At 69.4% G+C, this 18,985-nt stretch carries 19 protein-coding genes; 3 read left to right on the plus strand and 16 right to left on the minus strand.

The window, feature by feature from the left end; genetic code table 11:
• Positions 1 to 24 precede the first annotated feature (24 nt).
• The 9 genes from tolA to AC1PLR_RS14975 all read right to left on the minus strand — a co-directional run bounded on the left by tolA (position 25) and on the right by AC1PLR_RS14975 (position 8,209).
• On the minus strand, positions 25 to 1,026 hold the full coding sequence (gene tolA, locus AC1PLR_RS14935; RefSeq protein WP_019800775.1) for a cell envelope integrity protein TolA: 1,002 nt from the start codon (positions 1,024 to 1,026) through the stop codon (positions 25 to 27).
• Complete coding sequence (tolR, locus tag AC1PLR_RS14940; RefSeq protein WP_010344312.1) at positions 1,016 to 1,453, minus strand: protein TolR; 438 nt, start codon at positions 1,451 to 1,453, stop codon at positions 1,016 to 1,018. Before tolR ends, tolA begins: the two co-directional genes overlap by 11 nt.
• 37 nt (positions 1,454 to 1,490) lie before the next feature.
• Complete coding sequence (gene tolQ, locus AC1PLR_RS14945) at positions 1,491 to 2,267, minus strand: protein TolQ (protein ID WP_010344313.1); 777 nt, start codon at positions 2,265 to 2,267, stop codon at positions 1,491 to 1,493.
• Positions 2,264 to 2,737 (minus strand): tol-pal system-associated acyl-CoA thioesterase, encoded by a 474-nt coding sequence (ybgC, locus tag AC1PLR_RS14950; protein ID WP_209029588.1) that lies wholly within the window; start codon positions 2,735 to 2,737, stop codon positions 2,264 to 2,266. The genes tolQ and ybgC overlap by 4 nt, the downstream gene beginning before the upstream one ends.
• A 39-nt stretch (positions 2,738 to 2,776) precedes the next feature.
• Complete coding sequence (gene ruvB, locus AC1PLR_RS14955; RefSeq protein WP_481101484.1) at positions 2,777 to 3,811, minus strand: Holliday junction branch migration DNA helicase RuvB; 1,035 nt, start codon at positions 3,809 to 3,811, stop codon at positions 2,777 to 2,779.
• A 182-nt stretch (positions 3,812 to 3,993) separates the two neighbouring features.
• Entirely contained in the window at positions 3,994 to 5,907 is a 1,914-nt protein-coding gene (locus tag AC1PLR_RS14960) for a potassium transporter Kup (RefSeq protein WP_481101485.1), read from the minus strand.
• A 62-nt stretch (positions 5,908 to 5,969) separates the two neighbouring features.
• A complete protein-coding gene (gene ruvA, locus AC1PLR_RS14965) occupies positions 5,970 to 6,554 on the minus strand; it encodes a Holliday junction branch migration protein RuvA (protein WP_017907444.1) in 585 nt (194 codons plus the stop codon).
• Positions 6,555 to 6,789: 235 nt separating this feature from the next.
• Positions 6,790 to 7,392: a crossover junction endodeoxyribonuclease RuvC gene (ruvC, locus tag AC1PLR_RS14970; RefSeq protein ID WP_481101486.1), complete on the minus strand. Its 603-nt coding sequence runs from the start codon at positions 7,390 to 7,392 to the stop codon at positions 6,790 to 6,792.
• Between the two features lie 82 nt (positions 7,393 to 7,474).
• The gene (locus tag AC1PLR_RS14975) at positions 7,475 to 8,209 is read right to left on the minus strand and encodes a YebC/PmpR family DNA-binding transcriptional regulator (protein ID WP_010344319.1); all 735 of its coding nucleotides are present in this window, start codon (positions 8,207 to 8,209) and stop codon (positions 7,475 to 7,477) included.
• A gap of 282 nt (positions 8,210 to 8,491) precedes the next feature.
• Between AC1PLR_RS14975 and AC1PLR_RS14980 the strand changes: the two genes are divergently transcribed.
• Positions 8,492 to 9,394, plus strand: coding sequence for a hypothetical protein (locus AC1PLR_RS14980; protein ID WP_481101487.1), 903 nt, complete (start codon positions 8,492 to 8,494; stop codon positions 9,392 to 9,394).
• A gap of 97 nt (positions 9,395 to 9,491) precedes the next feature.
• On the opposite strand, the gene AC1PLR_RS14985 is transcribed toward AC1PLR_RS14980, so the two are convergent.
• The 5 genes from AC1PLR_RS14985 to aspS form a co-directional block, all read right to left on the minus strand.
• Positions 9,492 to 10,118, minus strand: a complete 627-nt coding sequence (locus AC1PLR_RS14985) for an esterase/lipase family protein (RefSeq protein WP_481101488.1) — start codon at positions 10,116 to 10,118, stop codon at positions 9,492 to 9,494.
• Between the two features lie 7 nt (positions 10,119 to 10,125).
• Entirely contained in the window at positions 10,126 to 10,437 is a 312-nt protein-coding gene (locus AC1PLR_RS14990; protein WP_481101489.1) for an I78 family peptidase inhibitor, read from the minus strand.
• 97 nt (positions 10,438 to 10,534) lie between these two features.
• A complete protein-coding gene (locus AC1PLR_RS14995) occupies positions 10,535 to 11,053 on the minus strand; it encodes an N-acetyltransferase family protein (RefSeq protein WP_481101490.1) in 519 nt (172 codons plus the stop codon).
• Between the two features lie 3 nt (positions 11,054 to 11,056).
• A complete protein-coding gene (locus AC1PLR_RS15000; protein WP_481101491.1) occupies positions 11,057 to 11,359 on the minus strand; it encodes a DNA primase in 303 nt (100 codons plus the stop codon).
• Between the two features lie 33 nt (positions 11,360 to 11,392).
• The gene (gene aspS, locus AC1PLR_RS15005) at positions 11,393 to 13,144 is read right to left on the minus strand and encodes an aspartate--tRNA ligase (RefSeq protein ID WP_481101492.1); all 1,752 of its coding nucleotides are present in this window, start codon (positions 13,142 to 13,144) and stop codon (positions 11,393 to 11,395) included.
• Between the two features lie 157 nt (positions 13,145 to 13,301).
• On the opposite strand from aspS, the gene AC1PLR_RS15010 reads away from it, so the two are divergent.
• On the plus strand, positions 13,302 to 14,249 hold the full coding sequence (locus AC1PLR_RS15010; protein WP_481101493.1) for a DUF3011 domain-containing protein: 948 nt from the start codon (positions 13,302 to 13,304) through the stop codon (positions 14,247 to 14,249).
• Between the two features lie 175 nt (positions 14,250 to 14,424).
• On the opposite strand, the gene AC1PLR_RS15015 is transcribed toward AC1PLR_RS15010, so the two are convergent.
• Both AC1PLR_RS15015 and AC1PLR_RS15020 read right to left on the minus strand, forming a co-directional pair.
• On the minus strand, positions 14,425 to 14,763 hold the full coding sequence (locus tag AC1PLR_RS15015; protein WP_481101494.1) for an FmdB family zinc ribbon protein: 339 nt from the start codon (positions 14,761 to 14,763) through the stop codon (positions 14,425 to 14,427).
• Positions 14,764 to 14,834: 71 nt separating this feature from the next.
• Complete coding sequence (locus AC1PLR_RS15020) at positions 14,835 to 16,109, minus strand: cation:proton antiporter (RefSeq protein ID WP_481101495.1); 1,275 nt, start codon at positions 16,107 to 16,109, stop codon at positions 14,835 to 14,837.
• Between the two features lie 432 nt (positions 16,110 to 16,541).
• Between AC1PLR_RS15020 and AC1PLR_RS15025 the strand changes: the two genes are divergently transcribed.
• The gene (locus tag AC1PLR_RS15025) at positions 16,542 to 18,944 is read left to right on the plus strand and encodes a TonB-dependent receptor (protein ID WP_481103610.1); all 2,403 of its coding nucleotides are present in this window, start codon (positions 16,542 to 16,544) and stop codon (positions 18,942 to 18,944) included.
• The last annotated feature ends 41 nt before the right edge of the window (positions 18,945 to 18,985 follow it).

Genomic DNA, 18,985 nt, shown 5'->3' on the forward strand with positions numbered 1-18,985 from the left:
CGAACGCGGCGGTGCCCGCCGGGCTCATTGGTCCTGGGCGGTGAAATTGAAGGTCAGATTGCGCGCGAACACGGTCTCGAAGCCGCGGTAGGGCAACGGCTGGGCACGCAGTACCGCGGCCTCGATCGAGCGGCGCCCGGCCTCGTCGTAGGGGCAGTCAGGACTGACCTTGGCCTGCATGACCTGACCACCGGGAATCTGCGTGATCGAGATCTTGCACTTCTGCCCCAGCGGCACCGAGTCCGGGCGCACCCACTGGCTCAGCACGGCCTGCTGGATCGCCGCGGCGTACTTGGCCTGCAGGTCGGTATTGGTGCCGTTCTGGCCCGGCGCCTGCTGCGGCGTGGTGGCCGCGGCCGCGGATGCCTTCTTCGCGTTCAAGTCGGCGATCTGCTGCAGCTTCTGCTGGGCCAGTTGCGCCTCGCGCTCCAGCTTCTCGCGCTGCTTGCGGATGTCGGCGATCTTCTTCTGCCGCTCTTCTTCCTGCTGCGCGGCCAGGCGCTGCTTCTGCTCGGCCTCCTGCTGGCGCTTCTGCTCGGTCAGGTCGATCTGTTCCTGGCGGCGCTTGGCCTCCTGCTCCTGCTTCTCCTTTTCCTGGGAGATCGCGGTGCGGGTGGCGCGGTCCTGGTCGACCTTGTCGGGCACCGGGACGAAGTCCTGCGCCTTCTGCTGCTGCGGGGTCGGCGCCTGCTGCGGCTTGGGCGTGGGCAGCGGCTGCGGCGGCGGAACCGTGTCTTCTTCGGCGACGTCCTTGACCGGTTCGGGCAGCGGCTCGGGCAAGGGCTTGGGCGCATCCTTCACCGCCTTCTGCGCCGAGCGCACGTCGGCGGCCGAGACCACCAACGAGGCCTCGACCATCGGCGAACCGGCGGCCGGTTCGACCTGGCGTACCGGCGACCACCACCAGGCCAGGAAGAACAGCAGCGCGATCAGCACATGCACCAGCAACGCCAGGGCGACCCCGAGGATCAGACCCTTGTCGTCGCCGCGCGGCTGCGGCGGGCGGAAATCGGCTTCAGCGTGCATTGTTTCCGGGCTGACTCATCAGGCCGACCTTGGGCACGCCGGCCTGCTGCAGCATGACCATGGTGTCCATGACCAATTGATAGTTCGAGCTGCCGGGCGCGGCGACGAACACCGGCACGTCCTTGTTCTGGCCGACGAAGGCCTGGATCTTGGCCTTCAGTTCCGGCGCGGCGATCTTCTCCGGCTTGCCGTCCTGCAGGGTCAGGGTGTAGCGGCCTTCGGCATCGACGGTGACGATCACCGGATCCTTCTTGCTCTCCACCGAGCGCGCGGTGGAATCGGGCAGGTCCACGTCCACGCTCAGGCTGAGCAAGGGCGCGGTGACCATGAAGATGATCAGCAGCACCAGCATCACGTCGATGTACGGCACGACGTTGATCTCGGACTTGAGCTTGCGGCGCTTGCGGCGGGAAATGGCGGCAGTCATGCGGGAATCCTGGGAGTCGTGGGCAGGCGGGCGACGCTCAGTCGCCGCTGGCCTGGCGCTGCAGGATGGAGCTGAACTCTTCGGAGAAGGTCTCGAAGCGCACGGCCAGGCGCTCGACCCGGGTGGTGAAGCGGTTGTAGGCCCACACCGCCGGGATCGCCACGAACAGGCCGATGGCGGTGGCGAACAGCGCCTCGGAGATGCCCGGCGCGACCGCGGCGATGCCCGCCTGCTGGCCGCTGTTGATCATGTCGTGCATGGTCACCATGATGCCGAACACGGTACCGACCAGGCCCACGTAGGGCGCGGTGGAGCCGATGTTGGCGAGCAGTTCCAGGTTGCGCTCCAGGCGGTCCACTTCGCGCGCATAGGTGGCGCGCATCGCCCGCTGCGCGCCTTCCAGCTGGATGCGCGCATCGAGCCGGCGCTTGTCGCGCAGACGGGTGAATTCGCGGAACCCGGCCTCGAAGATCGCCTCCAGCCCGCCGACCACGCGGTTACGGTCGGTGGCGCCGGCGTAGAGCTTGCTCAGGTCGGTGCCGGACCAGAAGCGGTTCTCGAAGTCGTCGGCCTCGCGGTTGGCGTTCTTGAACACCTTGCCCTTGCGGAAGATGATGACCCAGCTGATCAGCGAGCCGAGCAGCAGCAGCAGCACGATCACCTTGACCGGCAGGCTGGCCTTGACCATCAGGTCCAGGTAGTTGATGCCGCCGTGGGCGGCGGTGCTGGCGACGGCCTGGGTGGCGGTCTGGGTCACGTCCTGCGGCAGCGCCTCCACCACCGTGTCCTGCAGGGCCAGGAGCAATGCGATCATCCGTCGTTCCTCAGTAATTCGGCTTCAGTGATTTCAAGAACTTTCAATGCATCGTGCAGCGCGTCGTCCATGCCGCGCGGGCGGAAGCTGCCGGCGCTGAGCGCCGCCACCCGCACCTGCGCGCGCAACAGCAGCTCCCCGTCGTCGCGGCGGATCGACTGCGCGAACACCAGGCTGGCGCGCTTGCAGTGCGACAGCGCGACGCCGACCTGCAGGGAATCGTCCAGGCGTGCCGGGCGCAGGAAGTCGAGCTGCATCGCGCGCACCGCGAACACCAGATCGTGTTGCAGGCGCAGACGCTCCTGACCATACCCCAGTGCCCGCAACCACTCCGTGCGCGCCCGCTCCAGGAAGGCCACGTAGCGCGCGTGGTAGACCACGCCACCGGCGTCGGTATCTTCCCAGTAGACGCGTGTCGGCCAACTGAATAGCCGGGAATCGGGAACAGGGAATGGGGAATCGGCAGTCAAGAGCGGCGCTCCTGTCGGTAGCTGGATAACCAGAACATCCTAGAACAGCGCCCCCGATTCCCCATTCCCGATTCCCGATTCCCGGTTGGGCTGCAAGCCCAAGTGCAGATAGGCCTTGTTGGTCGCCATGCGCCCGCGGGCGGTGCGGATCAGATAGCCCTGCTGGATCAGGTAGGGCTCGATCACGTCCTCCAGGGTGCCGCGTTCCTCCGACAGGGAGGCGGCCAGCGACTCGACGCCGACCGGGCCGCCGTCGAAGTACTCGATGATGGTGCGCAGCATGCGCCGGTCCAGTTCGTCGAAGCCTTCGGCGTCGACCTTGAGCATCTGCGTGGCGGCCTGCGCCACCGCCAGGTCGATCTGCCCGCCGGCGCGGACCTGGGCGAAGTCGCGGACCCGCCGCAGCAGGCGGTTGGCGATGCGCGGGGTGCCTCGCGCGCGGCGTGCGATCTCGGCGCAGCCATCGGCGTTGCAGGCGATGCCGAGGATGCTGGCGGAGCGGCGCACGATCTGCGCCAGCTCGTCCGGGGTGTAGAAGGCCAGGCGCTGGACGATGCCGAAGCGGTCGCGCAAGGGCGCGGTCAGCAGGCCGGCGCGGGTGGTGGCGCCGATCAGGGTGAACGGCGGCAGGTCGATCTTGATCGAGCGCGCGGCCGGGCCCTCGCCGATCATGATGTCGATCTGGAAGTCTTCCATCGCCGGGTACAGCACTTCCTCGACCACCGGCGACAGGCGGTGGATCTCGTCGATGAACAGCACGTCGTGCGGCTGCAGGTTGGTCAGCAGCGCGGCCAGGTCGCCGGCCTTCTCGATCACCGGGCCGGAGGTGACCCGCAGGTTGACCCCCAGCTCATTGGCGATGACGTGGCTGAGCGTGGTCTTGCCCAGGCCCGGCGGCCCGAAGATCAGCACATGGTCCATCGCCTCCCCGCGCGCCTTGGCCGCCTCGATGTAGATCGACAGTTGCTCGCGCACCGGCTGCTGGCCGAGGTAGTCGTCCAGCCGCTTGGGGCGGATGCTGGCCTCGGCGACCTCATCCTCGCGGGTGGCGCTGCTGGCGATGATGCGGTCCATGGAAAGCCGGGATTGGGGAATCGGGAATGGGGAATCGAGCGGACAATAGTAGCGGTTGGCGGCACGGCTGGCGCCTACTTTGATGGTCGCCGCCTGGTTTCAGGCCGAACGCCGTTGCCGTTGCCTTTCCCTATTCCCCATTCCCGCTTCCCCATTCCCAAGGCCGCGACACCGTCGCGGCCTCAGATCTCCACCTGCGCGCCCAGTTCCACCAGGCGGTTGCCGGGGATGCGGAAGAAGCCGGTGGCGGGGGCGGCGTTGCGGTGCATGACCGCGAACAGCTTGTCGCGCCAGATCGGCATGCCGCGGTTGGCGCTGGCCACGATGGTCTCGCGGCTGGCGAAATAGGTGGTGTCCATGGGGTCGAAGTAGATCCCGCCCTGGTCGCAGGAGCGCATCAGCGCCAGCGGCACGTCCGGGGTCTCCATGAAGCCGAAGCGCACGTAGACGCGGTAGAACTCGTCGCCGATCGCGTCGATCTTCAACCGCTGCCCGGCCGCCGCGTACGGCACCTGCAGGGTTTCCACGGTCAGGAACACGTTGCGCTCGTGCAGCACCTTGTTGTGCTTGAGGTTGTGCATCAGCGCGTGCGGCACCACCATCGGATCGGCGGTCAGGAACACTGCGGTGCCTGGCACGCGCACCGGCGGCGCCAGCATCAGCCCGGGCAGGAAGGTGTCGAGCTTGATGCCGTCCTTGCGGATCTCGTCGTGCAGCAGCTTGCGGCCGCGGCGCCAGGTACGCATCAGGGTGAACAGGATCAGGCCCAGCAGCAGCGGGAACCAGGCGCCGTCCAGGAACTTGATGATGTTGGCGTAGAAGAACGCGCAATCGACCGCCAGGAACACCAGCGCGAACAGCCACAGCAGCGGCGCCGGCACGCGCGGGTTGGCGCGCGCGTAGATCACCATCAGCACGGTGGTGATCAGCATGGTGCCGGTGACCGAGACGCCGTAGGCGGTGGCCAGCGAGGTGGAGTCGCCGAACCCGATCACCGCCACCACCACCAGCGCCAGCAGGCACCAGTTCACCGCCGGCACGTAGATCTGGCCGATGGTGGAGTGCGAGGTGTGGCGGATGTGCATGCGCGGGATATAGCCCAATTGCATGGCCTGGCTGGCCACCGAGTAGGCGCCGGTGATCAGCGCCTGCGAGGCGATCACCGTGGCCGCGGTGGCCAGCACGATCATCGGGTACAGCGCCCACTCCGGTACCGCCTCGTAGAACGGGTTGCTGACCGCAGCCGGGTCGCGCAGCACCAGCGCGCCCTGCCCCAGGTAGGTCAGGGTCAGCATCGGCAGCACCACGCACTGCCAGGAGCGGCGGATCGCCTTGGCGCCGAAATGGCCCATGTCCGCGTACAGCGCCTCGCCGCCGGTCACCGCCAGCACCACCGCGCCGAGCACGAACACCGCGTGCCAGTTGTGTTCGGCGAAGAAGCGCACGCCCCACCAGGGGTTCAGCGCATGCAGCACTTCCGGCGCGCGCGCCATGTTGTAGACGCCGATCGCGCCCAGTGCGACGAACCAGACCAGGGTGATCGGCCCGAACGCCTTGCCGACCCGCTCGGTGCCGTAGCGCTGGGCCATGAACAGCATCCCCAGCACCACCAGGGTGATCGGTACCACGAACGGCTCCAGCTTGGGCGCGGCCACCTCCAGGCCTTCCACCGCCGAGAGGACCGAGATGGCCGGGGTAATGACGCCGTCGCCGAAGAACAGCGAGGCGCCGAAGATGCCGAGGATGCCGACCACGTACATCGAGCGCGAGCCGCCCGGCAGGGTCCGCTGCGCCAGCGCGGTCAGCGCCATGATGCCGCCCTCGCCGTCGTTGTCGGCGCGCATGATCACCGTGACGTACTTGACCGTGACCACCAGCATCAGCGCCCAGAACACCAGCGACAGGATGCCCAGCACGGTGTCGTGGTCCGGGGTCAACCCGTAGTGCGGCGAGAACGCTTCCTTGAGCGTGTACAGCGGACTGGTGCCGATGTCGCCGAAGACCACGCCGATGGCGGTCAGCATCACCCCAAAGCCCGTCTTGGCGTGCGGATCGTGGCTGCCCGGGCGGGCGGCGGAACTGGAGGAGCTGGACATGGTGGGAAGAGTAGCGCCAGAACGTGAAGAAAGAGCGGGGGGAAGCCGGGCCGACCGGGCGGTCAGCGCAGCGCCGCCTGCAGGGCCTTGCGGATCACCGTGGCAACCTCGTCGCCGTCGGCGGCGGCGTCGCGCGCCATCTTCGCCGCCTCGGCCGGCTTGTAGCCGAGCTGCTGCAGCGCCACCGTGGCCTCGGACACCGCGTCGGTGCCCAGTTGCCCGGTGATCGGCGCGCCGCCGCTGAAGTCGGCCGCGCGGTCGCGCAGCTCCACCACCATGCGCTCGGCGGTCTTCTTGCCGATGCCGGGGATGCGGGTCAGCGCGGTGACGTCGGCGGCGGTGATCAGCCGCGCGAACTCGTCCACGCTGACCCCGGACAGCACCGCCAGCGCGATCTTCGCGCCGATGCCGCTGACCCGCTGCACGTCGCGGAACAGACGCCGCTCGCCCTCGCGCAGGAAGCCGTACAGCGAGACGCTGTCCTCCTTCTGCGCATAGTGGGTGAACAGAATGACGTCGCGGCCGACGTCGGGCAGGTCGTAGAAGGTGCTCATCGGCGCCTCCAGCTCATACCCCACCCCACCCACGTCGATCACCAGCCACGGCGGCTGCTTGTAGGCCAGGATCCCGCGCAGACGGCCGATCATTGGGCGCCTCGTGCGAGGTGCCGGGAATAGGGAAACGGGAATGGGGAATGGGCAAAGCGGGTACCCGCTTCGCCGCTTCTGCTGTTCCGATTCCCGATTCCCGACTCCCGATTCCCGGCACCCGCGAGGCGCGGGAAACTGGGAATAAGCAGGGGGGAATGGGCAAAGCGGGTGCCCGCTTCACCGCTTCTGCTGTTCCGATTCCCGATTCCCGACTCCCGATTCCCGGCCTTTGTCATTTTCTACTCCACGCCTGCTGCGTGCTGACGCCCAGGCGCTGCGCGGTGGCGCGCACGTGGGCATGGGTGATGGCGACGGCCAGTGCGTCGGCGGCGTCGGCCTGAAGTTTTCCGGTCAGGCTCAGCATGAGACCGACCATGTGTTGCACCTGTTGCTTCTCTGCCGCGCCCTTGCCGACCACGGCGAGCTTGATCTCCTTGGCCGCGTACTCGTGCACCGGCAGTTCGCGCAGCACCGCCGCGCAGATCGCCGCGCCGCGGGCATGGCCGAGCTTCAGCGCCGCGTCGGCGCTCTTGCCCATGAACACGCGCTCGATCGCCACTTCCTGCGGCCGGTACTCCTCGATCAGCGCGTCCAGTCCGTGCAGCAGGCGCTTGAGCCGCAGGGCGAAGTCGCCCTCGCCCAGCAACACCAGCGGCGCATGGTGCACATGCCGGGTACGGCCGGCCGCGTCCACGTCGATGATGCCCACGCCGGTGCGCTGCGAGCCGGGGTCGATGCCGAGGATGCGCGTGGTGGTGGAGCGGGGATTGGGGATTCGGGAATCGGGAATCGGGAAAGCAGCGCCCGCGCGGGCAGAGATGCCCGTGGCAGCCATCGACGTCTGCGATGCCTCCGGTGCCGGCACGGCGTTCTTCCGGGTTCCGGGTGTTGGGCCCCGGGCCCCGGCGGTCATGGTGTCAGCCCCCGTCACTCAGCGCGGCCTGGTCGACGTTGGAATAGACGTTCTGCACGTCGTCCAGGTCTTCCAGCATGTCCAGCAGCTTGCGCACCTGCACCGCGGTGTCGCCGTCCACGGCGATGTCGTTGTCGGCACGGAAGGTGATTTCGGCGTGGTCGGCAGCCAGGCCGGCCGCGTCCATGGCGTCCTTGACCGCCTGGAACGCCTCCGGTGCGGTCAGCACGTCGATCGCGCCGTCCTCGGGGTAGACCACGATGTCGTCGGCGCCGGCCTCGATCGCCGCCTCGGTGATCTTCTCCTCGTCGGCGCCGGCGGCGAAGCTGAGCACGCCCAGGCGCTTGAACATGAAGGCCACCGAGCCGTCGGTGCCCATGTTGCCGCCGCACTTGCTGAAGGCGTGGCGCACGTCGGCCACGGTGCGCACGCGATTGTCGGTCAGGCAGTCGACGATCACCGCCACGCCGCCCGGGGCGTAGCCCTCGTAGCGCACTTCCTCGTACTCCACGCCTTCCAGTTCGCCGGTGGCCTTCTTGATCGCGCGCTCGATCACGTCCTTGGACATGTTGGAGGCCAGCCCCTTGTCCATCGCCACGCGCAGCCGCGGGTTGTTGGACGGATCGCCGCCGCCGGCGCGCGCGGCGACGCCGATCTCGCGGATGATCTTGGTGAAAATCTTGCCGCGCTTCGCATCGGATGCGTTCTTGCGGGCTTCGATCGAGGGGCCTCTACCCATGGGGCGTTCCGGACAGTTGTAAGGACAAGGCGCGGATTTTACCTGATGCAGCGCACATCCCGCGGCCCAGGCGGGCCGACGACCGGCCGGGGCACGTGTCGCGCATGCGTGCCGCGTTCCGCTGGCGCCTCCCGCCCGGGTGCGCGCCGGCCCGTGGTGGCCGTCAAGTCTTGGCGGGCTGTCTACCCCGGCGCGCGGACTGCCGCCAAGACTGTAGCGCCCCACTGGGAGGCTGAACGCGCCGGTCGCGCCAGCGTTCCATCGCATCGAAGGAGATCCCCCATGGCCTGCAGCACGTCCCTCGCCCACCCGTTCCTGTCGCTGGCCCTGCGCTGCCTGGGCCTGGCCGCCCTCGCCGCCCCGGGCCTTGCCAGCGCCCAGACCGATGCCTTCCGGGGGCGCTACAGCGCCGGCGTCACCACCTATGCGATCAGCGGCCAGGAGCCCCGCGCGGCCGGCAAGTACCCGGTGTACGTGCATATCGGCGGCACCGGCGAGAACTACCAGAGCAATTGGGCGATGGCCGCGGTGAACGCCGCCGCGGCCAAGGGCTTCGTGGCCGCCTCGGTGGAGTACGACAACGCCAGCTTCGGCAGCTGCGGCGTCATCGGCAACCGCGCCAAGGCCATCTTCGATGCGCAGAATCTCAACAGCGCCATCGCCCAGCTCTGCGCCCGCGACAAGGCCGACTGCTCCAAGGGCGTGGTGACCGGCGGGCTCAGCCAGGGCTCGATCATCTCGGTGCTGGCGCACGACTACGATCCCCGGGTGGCCGCCTCGTTCGGCCAGGGCACCGGCGCGACCTACACCGCCTACTACAACCTGGCGTCGTGCATCGCCGACGGCAACCACTCGCTGCCGTCCGATCGCCTGCGCATCATCAACGGCGAGCGCGACATGTTCGTCGGCGGCACCGAGAACATCGCCCGCACGCAGGCGCAACTGGTCACCGGCCTGCGCTGCGACGGGCAGCAGTCGTGCTTCCGCAGCAACGGCAGCGGCTGGTACGTCGTCAAGGACCGCGAGGTGCAGGACCTCTACGCCGACCACTGCTTCATGGGCTTCGGCGGCTATCCGGGCACCCAGTGCGCGGGCGTGCTGGTCGACGGCAACTACCGCAGCGGCACCGCCGCCTGGGCGCTCAACCCCACGCTGGACTGGTTGAAGACCTTCGTGACGCCGTAAGCGGCGGCATCGCCCTACGCCGGCGCCAAGCGGTCGCGATGGATCGCAGTGCGGCGCGACCGGCGCCGCAGCGCATTGGGTTCTGGCAGACGCCAGCTCAGGCGGCGAAGCGGCCGTCGCGCAGGAACGCGGCGGTCTGCCGCGCGGCCTCCACCGAGAACAGCAGGCCGCTGTGGCTGGCGCGGACCTGGCAGTGATCGCCCAGGCCAGGCACGCGGGTCTCGGCCAGCGCCACGCTGCCGTCGGACGCCGGCCCGAGCGCGGCAAAGCGCGCGCCAAGGCCGCGGGCCACAGTGCCGGCGATCATGCCGACCTCGGCCGCCCCGTCCCAACGCGCCACGCCCCGCTGCAACAGCGCCGCACTGCGGCCCAGCGCCCGCCCGAGCCGCCGTTGTGCCAGGGCGCGCGCGGCGGCACTGCCGGCCAAGGGGCTGCCCAGGCACACCACCCGGGTCACCGGCAGTGTTGGCGCCTGCTGCAATGCCTGCAAGGCGATCAGGCCGCCGAGGCTATGCCCGACCAACGCCACCGGACCGGCGTCGGCCATACGTTCGATGCGCGTGTGCAGCCGTGGAAGCGCGGCCTCGGCACCGCCGAACGCGGTCGAATAGCCGAAGCTGGCGATGCGCCAGCCCTCGCGGCGCAGGCGCAGCGCCAGCGGCAGCAGCCACGGCCGCGCGTTCCAGATGCCATGCAGCAACAGCACCTGCGGCGCGGCGGCCATGCGCGGCTCAACCGCAGGTGGTGCGGACGATGTGGTTGCTGCCATCCAGGAACACGTTGAGCCGATCCAGACGCAGGTCCTTGGTCACCGCCTGGCCCGGCGCGATCGGCCGCACCACACCGGCTCCGCTCTCCTTCCACACCCGGCTCATGGTTGCCTGGGTGGCCTCCTGGCCCACCGCCCAGGCCACGGCCTCGACGTTGCAGCGGCCATCGCCCTGCACGCTCGGCCCGCCACTGGCCGGCTGCAACTTGGCCGGCGGCGCGCACGCGGCCAGCAGCGGCAACACGGCGGCGACTCCCATCCACGGTCGGAACATGGCGCGTTCTCCTCAAGCTGGACAGGCCAGCACTGTAGCGCGCGCTCGTTGCCGCTGTGTCGACGCGGCATGCCCGGACGACGTCCGGCGGCAGTCGTCAGCCCGCGCGCGGCGGCCGGCGCAGGATGAATTCGAGATCGCGCACCTGCCCCACCGGGAACTCGTAAGTGCCGACCTTCTCGAAGCCGTAGCGTGCGTAGAAGCGCTGCGCGCCCAAGTTTTCCGACCACACGCCGACCCACAGCGTGCGCAGGCCGTCGCGCTCCAGCCAAGCCAGGGCGGTCTCGAACAGCCGCGCGCCCCACCCGCCGTTCTGGTGGGCGCGCAGCAGGTACAGGCGCTTCAGTTCGCCATCGCCGGGACGCACCTCGGCATGCGGCAGGCCGCAGGGGCCGGCGGCGGCGTGCCCGACCACCGCGCCGTCGTGCTCGACCAGCCAGATCGCGTAGTCCGGATGCGCCAGCACCACCTGCGCGCGCTCGATCGAATAGGCTTCGTCGAGGAAGGCCTGCAGATCCTGCGCAGGGTAAAGATGGCCGAAGGTTTCGCAGAAGGTGGCCGTGGCGATGCGGGTCACCGCCGCGGCATCGTCCGACGTGGCGCGACGAATCAGCACGGCTCAGCGCGCCGGGTGCGCGGCGTCGGCGTCGGCCTCTTCGCCGTCGTCCTCGTCGTCGCCTTCTTCCTCGTCCTCGTCCTCTTCTTCCCCGTCGTCTTCCTCGTACTCGTAGTCGTCCTCGCCGAAGTCCTCTCCGTCCCAACGGCCCTCCGGATCCGGCACGAACGCCAGCGGCGCGTTGGCACCGCTGCCGGCACGCACCAGCCAGCCGCCGAACACGCGCGCGCGCTGGGTGACGATGGCCTCCACTGCACCCTCGTTGCCGAGGGTTTCCCACTCCAGATTGAATGCGGTCTCGCTCATGTGTCGGCCTGCGCTACGGTTGGAAGAAAGGGATCACTGCGCCTGCGGGCGCACCTGCACGTGCACTTCGGCCAATTGCGCGTCGGCGATCGGCGACGGCGCGTCGGTCATCAGGTCCTGCGCGCCGGTGGTCTTGGGGAACGGGATCACGTCGCGGATCGACTCGGTGCCGGCCATCAGCGCGGCGATGCGATCGATGCCGAAGGCGATGCCGCCGTGCGGCGGCGCGCCGTAGTTCAGCGCGTCCAGCAGGAAGCCGAACTTGGCGCGCGCTTCCTCGGCGCCGATGCCGAGCAGCTCGAACACCGCGCTCTGCATGTCCGGGCGGTGGATACGGATCGAACCACCGCCGATCTCGTTGCCGTTGAGCACCATGTCGTAGCCACGCGACACCGCGGTCTTGGCGTGGGTGCGCAACTCGGCGATGTCGTCCACGGCCGGCGCAGTGAACGGGTGATGCAGGGCGACGTAGCGCTGCGCCTCCTCGTCCCACTCAAACATCGGGAAATCGGTGACCCACAACGGACGCCAGCCGTCGGCGACCAGATTGAAATCCTTGCCGGCCTTCAGGCGCAGCGCGCCCATGAAGTCGGAGACCTTGCCGTAGGCGCCGGCGCCGAAGAACACGATGTCGCCGTTGCCGGCACCGACATGGGCGAGCAACGCGGAGAAGGCGGCCTCGCCGAAGAACTTCTGGATCGGCGAGCTGATCTCGCCGCTGTCGGCGATCTTGACGTAGGCCAGGCCCTTGGCGCCGTACTTGGCGGCGTGCGCGGCGTATTCGTCGATCTGCTTGCGCGAGAGGCTGGCGCCGCCGGGGATGCGCAGCGCGGCGACGCGGCCGTCGGGGTCGGCGGCCGCCGCACTGAACACCGCGAAGTCGCTGTCCTTGACCAGCTCGGCGACGTCGGTCAGTTCCAGCGCGATGCGCAGATCCGGCTTGTCCGAACCGTAGCGGCGCATGGCCTCGGCCCAGGTCATGCGCGGGAATTCGGCAGCCAGTTCGACGTCGACCACTTCCTTGAAGATGGCGCGGACCATCGCCTCGACGAAGTCCTGCACGTCGCGCTCGCGCACGAAGGCGAACTCCATGTCGAGCTGGGTGAACTCGAGCTGGCGGTCGGCGCGCAGCGCCTCGTCGCGGAAGCAGCGCGCGATCTGGTAGTAGCGGTCGAAGCCGGCCACCATCAGGATCTGCTTGAACAGCTGCGGCGACTGCGGCAGCGCGTAGAACTCGCCCGGGTGCATGCGCGCCGGCACCAGGAAGTCGCGCGCGCCTTCCGGGGTGGCCTTGGTCAGGATCGGGGTCTCGATGTCCTGGAAGCCGCGCTCGTCCAGGTAGCGGCGCAGCGCCTGCACCAGCTTGATGCGGGTGCGCTGCATGCGCTGCATCTCCGGGCGGCGCAGGTCCAGATACCGGTACTTCAGGCGGGTTTCCTCGCCCGGGTTCTCGTGCGCGTGGAACGGCAGCGGCGCGGCCTTGTTGAGCACGGTGATGGCAGTGGCGATCACCTCGACCTTGCCGCTGCGCAGCTTGTCGTTGACCGCATGCCGCGCGCGCACCACGCCCTCGACCTGCAGCACGTCCTCGTAGCCGAGGCTGGCGGCGACCTTGAATACCTCCGCGTTCTCCGGCTCCACCATCACCTGCACGATGCCTTCGTGGTCGCGCAGGTCGATGAAGCACACGCCGCCGAGGTTGCGGGCCACGTCGGTCCAGCCGGCCAGGGTGACGGTTTGGCCGATCAGGGTCTCGTCGACCAGGCCGCAGAAGTGGGTACGCATCGCTAGCTCCAAACAGGGGGCGGCCGGCGCAGAAGGCGCCGGCAAGCCCGGTATTCTGCGGCGGCGCGTCGGCCCGGGCAAATCGCGCATGACTCATCCTGGCTTAAGTTGGCCTGCGGCTATAGTCCGCGCACCATTCACGGGGAGGAGAGAACCCATGTTGAAGCCCCTTGGCACCTGGCTGGTGATCGCCGCGCTGGCCCTGGCCAGCGCCCCGGCCGCGGCCCAGAGCGCCCGCGCCTATGCGCCGCAGGACCTGCGGCAACTGTCGGTCCCCGGCCGGGTCCGGGTGATCGAGCGCGAATACGCCGACCAGTCGCGCGGCCGGCAGATCCCCGACGACCAGCTCGAGTTCTATCTGGACCAGATCGACCGCGGCTGGAGTTTCGGCAACATCCAGCAGGACATCGCCACCTCGCTGCGCGGCAGCGGCGGCGGCTGGCGGCAGGAACCGGGATTCGACGGCCGCACCGTCGCCTGCTCCAGCAACGACCGCCGCCGCCAGCAATGCGCAACGCCGTTCCGCGGGCCTGCGCGACTGGTCGGCACCCTGTCCGATTCGCCCTGCATCGAAGGCCGCACCTGGGGCTCGGCGCCCGGCGTGGTGTGGGTGGACCAGGGCTGCCGTGGTCGCTTCGTCGAAGGCCGCGGCGCTCCGGGCGGCAACTGGGGCGGCGGCGGTGGCGGCGTGGCCGGCACCGTGCGCTGCGAAAGCCAGGACCAGCGCCAGCGCATCTGCCCGACCGGCTGGCGCAACGCCATGCTGGTGCGGCAGTTGTCGGACACCCGCTGCATCGAGGGCCGCACCTGGGGCTCGCGCGATGGCGCGGTGTGGGTCGACGACGGCTGCCGCGGCGAGTTCGCCGAGGGCCGCGGCGGTGGCGGCTGGGGACCGGGCCGGCCGCCGCTGGACAACGGCTACACGGTGACCTGCAGCAGCGACGACAAGCGCCTACGCACCTGCGCCTGGGACCGCCGCCAGGGCCGCCCAGTACTGATCGAGCAACTGTCCGGTACCACCTGCGCCGAAGGCCGCAGCTGGGGCTACGAAGGCAATACGGTGTGGGTCAACGGCGGCTGCCGGGCGCGCTTCGGGGCGCGCTGAGCCAGCCGAATGCGGGCCGCGCGCGATGTCGGGCGGCCCGATGCTCGGCGTGAGACGTCGATTTTGAGGACGGCTCGTGCCCTTTTTGGATTACCGCGACCGGGTGATGCCCGGTCGCGGCTGAAGCCGCTCCTACGAGGAGCGCGTGCCTGGCGCGACTTGGCCAGGCCGGAACTCAGGTCGCCGCAGGCTTGGCCGCGGCGGGCGCCGGCGCCGGCGTGGCGGCGGCGGCCGGCTTGGCCGGTGCATCGGCAGCTGGCGCAGCGGCGGGCTTGCTGTCCCCGCTGCCACCCGTGCTGCCCGACTCGGCGAGGTTGCGCTTCTTGTCGCCGTCCTTCTTGAAGTCGGTCTCGTACCAGCCGCTGCCGGACAGGCGAAACGCCGGCGCGGTGAGCTGGCGCTTGACCGCCGGGGCGGAACAGGCCGGACAGGTCTCCGGATCGGGATCGGACAGTTTCTGCAGGCGGTCGAAGCTGTGACCGCATGCGGCACATTGGAAAGCGTAGATCGGCATGGCGGCAAAAACGCGAGAGCAACGGAGGCGGCCAGTATGGGGGCCGCACGCCGGCTTTCAAGCGCTCTCGCTCACGCCGGCCCGGGCTGGGGGCGCGGCGCGGTCTCCGGCGCGCCCGCCGACGGCGTCGGTGCGTCCACCAGCGGCGCCTCGGCGACCGTCTCATCCGGTGGCGTCGGCACCTGCGCCGACGCAGGATCTGCCGGCGCCGTCTCCAGCGGGCTGACGTCGAACGGCATGCGCAGCAGCAGCGCCGGCAGCAGCGTGGTCAGCGCCGCGTACAGCAGCAGGGCGCCGAACAGCGCATCGGCGATGGCGAAGCGGTCGCGCAGGATCCCGGCCAGCACCAGGGTGAAGATCAGCGTCGGCGACAGCGCCAGCGACACCCGCAGGCTGCTGCGCGCGCCCTCGCCGAACAGCACCCGCCGTTGCAGCCAGAGGATGCCGATGCGCAGCGGCAGCACGCAGGCGGTCAGGGCCAGGCCCAGGCCCAGCGCCTGCAGGCTCAGCGCCCCGCTCGGCACCTTGGTGCCGGCATTGAAGAAGTAGAACGGCACGAAGAACGAGGCGAACAGGCGCACCGCCTGCAGGTTCTCGTCGGAGGCCAGCAGCGGCATGCGCTGGCGCAGCAGCCGCGCCACCAGCCCGGCGATGAACGCACCGACCAGGTAGTACACGCCCAGCGAATAGGTGATGTAGGCGGCGATCAGGCCGACCATCACCAGCAGCGAGAACTCCGACCCCGGCGCCTGCGGCGCCACCCAGCGCCCCAGGGCCACGAATAGCAGCGGCAGGCCGACCAGCATCGCCACCAGCGCCAGGCTGGACAGGCCCATCTGCCAGGGATCGCCGGCCTGCAGGATCACGAACAGCGCCGCCAGCGCCAGCAGTTCGCCGGCGATGGCCTTGCTGGTGACCCAGAAGCGTTCTTCCTCGTCCAGCCCCAGTCGCCCCAGCGACTCGATGATGAAGCCGGTGGACGGGGTCAGCAGGGCCAGCGCCAGCAACCCGGCCGCCTGCCACGGCAGCGCGGCATAGCGCCAGGCCAGCCAGCCGACGCCGAACAGGGTGGCGCCACGCACCACCAGGTGCAGCAGCAGCGGCCACAAGCCGCGGCGCAACGCCTTCGGGTCCACCTCCAGGCCGGCGAACAGGAACAGCGAGGAGATGCCGAGCGTCGCCAGCAAGGTCACCACCGGATCGTGCGCACGCGGCCCCATCGCCAGCATCGCGATGATGCCGAACAGCAGACAGGTCAGCGGCGCCGGCATCTTGAAGCGTTGCAGCGCGCGCGGGATCACCAGCAGGGCGAAGATCAGCAGCAGGTAGATCAGTTCGTGGCTCATCGGGCAGGAGATTCCGGTGGGGACCCGCCAGCGGCGGCAGCGGCGATGATGCCGGGTCGGCCGTGTGCTGCGCCATCACGACCGAGCGCCGGCTGCGGTCGCGCCACCGCGCGGCGCCTGCGTGCGCCCCGCGAAGGACACGTCCACGTCCTCGCTGTGGCGAATGCGCGTCGCCCGCGGGCATCCGTGCCCGACACGCACCGTCCAACGGCGCACACGCAGCGCACTCCAACGCCGTGCCGAACAGCCGCACACACGCAGTGGCCCCGCCGCAACCGCCAGCCATCCGTTGCCATTGCGCGTGGCGCCGGGTGCCGCCCCGCACGCGATTCATGCCGATTTGCGCATGGTGCACGGATTCGCAAGATCCCGGTCACACGCACGAAACCGCCCGGTACGACCATGAGCGCCCCTCACGCAACTGCGCAACCGATGACCGTTTCGGCGTATTTCCGCACCACTTCTCCGACCCTGCTGGCGCTGGCGCTGGCGCTCGCCGCCAGCCTCGCCTGCGCCCACGCCGCCGAGGCCACCGACGCAGCAGAGACCGCCGCGCCTGCCGACAGCAGCGACCAGGTTTCCACCCTCGACCAGGTGCAGGTGCTCGGCCAGGCCACCACCTACGCCAAGATCAACGTCAGCAAGGAAGCGCTGGACCGCCAGTTCGCGATGAGCAGCGTCAACGACGCGCTCAACGAACTGCCTGGCGTGATCGCCACCGAGGCCGATGCGTTCGGCTCCTCCGACTGGGGCACGCAGATCAGCATGCGCGGCTTCGTCACCAACCGCGACGACCAGCAGATCGGCACCACCATCGACGGCGTGCCCAACGGCGGCTCGGCCTACGGCGGCGGCTCCAAGGCCAACCGCTTCATCGACACCCTGGACCTGGAGACCGTGGAGGTCAGCCAGGGCACCGCCGACATCGCCTCGCGCTCCAACGAAGCGCTGGGCGGCACCCTCAACTTCCTCACCAGCGAGCCGCTGGACCAGCAGCGCGTCCGCCTGGCCTTCGGCATCGGCGACAACCAGGCGCGCAAGTACTACGCGCGCTACGACAGCGGCGACCTCGGCGGCACCCGCGCCTGGGTCAGCGGCTCGCACGCCAGCAACGACGACTGGATCGACGGCAGCGGCCACACCACCCGCGATCATCTTGCAGGCAAGTTCGTCAGCGACCTCGGCGCGTGGACGCTCAGCGGCTACCTGTCCTACGACGACGCCAACGAATCCGAATACAGCAGCGTCACCCCGGCGCAGTTCGCCACCGATCCGGACCACGACCTGCTCACCGGCACGCTCACCGGCATCCCCTACTACGACCAGAACTATCGCTCCGGCTCGCGCGCGCTGCGCAAGAACACCTTCGGCTACCTGCGCGGTCTGTTCGACGGCGGCAACGGCTTCAAGGCCACCCTGACCGGCTACGCGCACCGCATGAAGGGCCGTGGCGACTGGATTCCGCCGTATCTGGTCGACGTCACCAACGATGGCGCCGGCCAGCCCGAATCCGAATACACCGGTGGCCATACCGTGTACGGCGGCAGCGCGCTGGACAAGCTCTACTTCGTCACCCCGAGCGGCGCGGCGGCGAGCATGCTGCCCGGCTGCGCCGACACCGCGACGCTGCCGGCCGAGTCCAACCCGGCCTGCTACCCGGCCGGCTCGCTGCCGGTGCAGTCCTACCGCCACAGCCACTACGACAACCAGCGTGGCGGCGTCACCGCCGACGTGGAATGGGCGCAGGATTTCGGCGGGCTGCACAACACCGTGCGCGGCGGGCTGTGGCTGGAACGCTACGACCGCAGCGTCACCCGCGACTGGCACCGCCTGCTCAACGTCGGCACCAACATCGCCTTCGACCACGTGCCGTACTGGGTGCAGTTCAAGGACGACTACCGCACCGACGAGCAGATGTACTACGTCGAGGACGTGATGCGCTATGGCGACTTCGCCTGGCGCGTGGGCGTCAAGCAGTTCTTCGTCGACCAGACCCGCGACCGCCGCATCGGCGACGCCGCGCACATCGAATCGGATTCGCACTCCGATCCGCTGTTCTCCGCCGGCCTGACCTGGACCACGCCGATCAAGGGCGTGGAAGCCTTTGCCGGCTTCTCGCAGAACTTCGCCGCGATCCCCTCCGGCGTGCTCGGCGAGACCGATCCGCTGGTGCTGAGCAAGGTCAAGCCGGAAACCGCCGACAACATCGAGGTGGGCCTGCGCATGAGCCGCTGGCCGCTGACCGGCAGCATCACCCTGTACGACATCCGCTTCGACAACCGCATCGTCTACGTGCCGGCCAACTTCGTCACCGGCATCGACTACCTGGGCGAGACCGACGGCGTCTACGAGAACTTCGGCGGCGTGCACGCGCGCGGCGTGGAGCTGGCGCTGGGCTACGCCTGGGACAACGGCTGGCGGCTCAATGGCGCCTACACCTACAACAAGGCCACCTACCTGGGCAGCGGCAACGCCGCGCGCGACCAGGCCCTGGAGATCGCACCGGGCTCGCAGGTGATCGGCCAGCCGCGCCAGACCCTGGTGCTGTCGGCCGACTGGCAGGGCCAGCGCTGGCACGGCGGCCTGTCCGGCCGCTACCTGGGCCGACGCTACCTGGACGCGGCCAACAGCGCGGCGCTGGATGCGGTGACCACCTTCGACGCCAACCTCGGCATCGCCCTGGGCGCATTGAGCCCGCAACTGCAGCAGGCCAAGCTGGACCTGGTGATCAGCAACCTCACCGACAAGCGCTACCTCAACGGCGTGGACGGCAGCGACAGCGCCTTCATCGCGCCGCCGCGCACCGTCGGCCTGACCTTCATGGTCGACCTGTAACCGGCGCCGTGGCAGTCTCGCGGCGGCGGCCACTCCTGGCC

Source organism: Xanthomonas sp. NCPPB 3570 (genome assembly GCF_056725115.1).